The following is a 2,337-nucleotide window of genomic DNA, read 5'->3' as shown; positions in this document are numbered from 1 at the left end:
TAAATTTTAGAAAACTTTATTTAATAAGTATTTAAAACATATTATTAGATAATTATTGAATATTTTAAAATTGAAAAATTTGAATAAAGAACAAATGAAAATTAAGAAGAAATAGATTATTTTTATAAAATCATAAGTATCATTATAGAATGTGTTATTATGTCAAGTCAGAAATTCATAAGAGACAGTATTCATGGAAACTTACCGCTAAATGAATTTGAAGTAGAAGTTTTAGATTATCCACAGCTCCAAAGATTAAGAAGAGTAAAGCAATTAGGATTCATATCATTAATCTATCCGGGAGCTAATCATTCCAGATTTGAACATTCCATAGGAACAATGCATCTTGCATCCAAACTCGCTGAACAATTGGAATTGGAAGAATATGAAAAAGAATTGGTTAGAATGGCAGGTTTATTGCATGATGCAGGACATGGCCCATTTTCACATGTTTCAGAAGCTGTATTTGATGTTCCTCATGAACAGTTAACTGCATATGTCGTTAAGGAAACAAGTCTGGCTGATAAGCTTTCTGAAAAATTTGACACCAAAGACATCATTGACATCATTAACGGTGAAGGCAAATTAGGTCCGATAATCTCTGGAGAATTGGATATGGATCGTATGGATTACCTCATTAGAGATTCTCATTATACTGGTGTGGCTTATGGTGTAATTGATACTGAAAGGATTATAAGCAATTTAAAATTAAAAAGAGAACTTATTTTAGACATCAAAGGAGTTCAAGCTGCAGAAGCTGCTTTAACTGCTCGTTATCTAATGTATCCTAGTGTTTATCAACACCACACTACAAGAATTATCAACGCAATGTTTAGAAGATGCCTAAGACATATGATCAGTCAGGACATCTTGAATCCTAATGAAATGTATAAATATGATGATTCAGACATGATTAGCATGTGCAGAAGCTCTGAAGGATTTTCAAGAGACATTATGGAACGTATCGACAACAGAAATCTGTTAAAAGTAGCCAAATCAGAACCTGTAAATGGATTTGAAAATCCTGAAAAAATATTTAAAATTGAAAAAGACACATTGACCAAAGCTGAAGAGGAAATCAGTGAAGACTTTGGATTGGATAGGAATTACGTTATCTTAAGTCTTCCGGAATATCCTAGATTTGATGAAATGAAGACATGGGTTTCATTTGGAGAAAACTTATATCATCTAAATGAGATTTCAAGCATTGTAGGGGCTTTAAGCAGTGCAAGGTTCAATTCAGCAGACATATGCCTTTATGTTCCTAAAGAAGATAAGGAAAAACTCAGCAGATTTAAATTGGATAATTATATTGATTTACCAGAAAGGGTAAATAAATTTGATACTATACACTTTGAACAATCAAAATTATTATAAATTGAAGAATATATAAATTGAGAAATTATTAATTGAGAAATTATAAATTGGAGATAAAAAATGATTCTTATAGCTATTACAGGTGCAAGCGGAGTAATCTATGGAGTGGAATTGCTCAAGGCACTTAAAGAACTAAATATAGAAACAGGATTATTAATCAGTGAACCTGCCAAAATAGTAATCAATTATGAGTTGAATGATGATTTGGAAGAAATCAAATCATTGGCAGACCATTATTTTGAGGCTAGTGAAATCGATTCATCTGTAAACAGCGGATCATTTAAATTTGATTCATTGGTCATTATCCCTTGTTCAATGAAAACATTATCAGCAATAGCTAATGGATATGCATCCAATTCCATCACACGTGTAGCGGATGTTGCATTAAAGGAAAGAAGAGAACTTGTTTTAGTGCCAAGGGAAACACCTTTAAGAGATGTTCATCTTGAAAACATGCTTAGAGTATCCAAGGAAGGAGGCATAATCCTACCTGCAATGCCTGCATTTTACCATAATCCTGAAAACATAAATGACATTACAGATTTCATTGTAGGAAAGGTATTGGATGTACTGAAAATAGAAAATGAAATGTTTAAAAGATGGGAAAAACCTCAATAAATACAATAATAATTCTTTTTGAGTTGAAAATATGATTAATGACTTTGATTTTTTAACAACTTGCGACATCTCAGGATTTTTAAAAGAGGAAGTTAGATCCGTTCTCATTTATAAATCTGACGTTAAAGACACAGATATTCTTTTAGACATTAATTGTGGTGTTGGAGAAATATCTACAGAATTTTCAAATCGTGCTCAAAAGGTATATGCAATTGATGAAAGCCAACAGGCAATTACAATAAGCCAAGAGAATATTAAAAAGCATGGAAATATTGACAAAGTTGAATTAATCAATGAGGATGAACTGTCTGCATTAGAAAAAATAGATAATTTTGATATTGC

At 31.3% G+C, this 2,337-nt stretch carries 3 protein-coding genes; all 3 read left to right on the top strand.

Translation table 11 applies throughout. The annotated features are described in order from the left end of the window. The first annotated feature begins 156 nt into the window (after positions 1–156). Positions 157–1,377, top strand: coding sequence for an HD domain-containing protein (locus ACKI67_RS07820; RefSeq protein ID WP_407462933.1), 1,221 nt, complete (start codon positions 157–159; stop codon positions 1,375–1,377). A 60-nt stretch (positions 1,378–1,437) separates the two neighbouring features. Beyond that, positions 1,438–1,995, top strand: a complete 558-nt coding sequence (locus ACKI67_RS07815) for a UbiX family flavin prenyltransferase (protein WP_407462932.1) — start codon at positions 1,438–1,440, stop codon at positions 1,993–1,995. Between the two features lie 31 nt (positions 1,996–2,026). After that, positions 2,027–2,337, top strand: a 311-nt coding sequence (locus ACKI67_RS07810; RefSeq protein ID WP_407462931.1) for a methyltransferase, incomplete at its 3' end; no start/stop codon positions are given.

Origin of the sequence: Methanobrevibacter sp. (genome assembly GCF_045577275.1) — an archaeon.
Classification (GTDB): Archaea; Methanobacteriota; Methanobacteria; order Methanobacteriales; family Methanobacteriaceae; genus Methanobrevibacter.
This window is presented reverse-complemented; position numbering and strand designations above follow the sequence as displayed.

Coding starts and splice junctions, on each gene's coding strand:
- ACKI67_RS07815 (WP_407462932.1), top strand. CDS start 1,438: ATGATTCTTATAGCTATTACAGGTGCAAGCGGAGTAATCTATGGAGTG.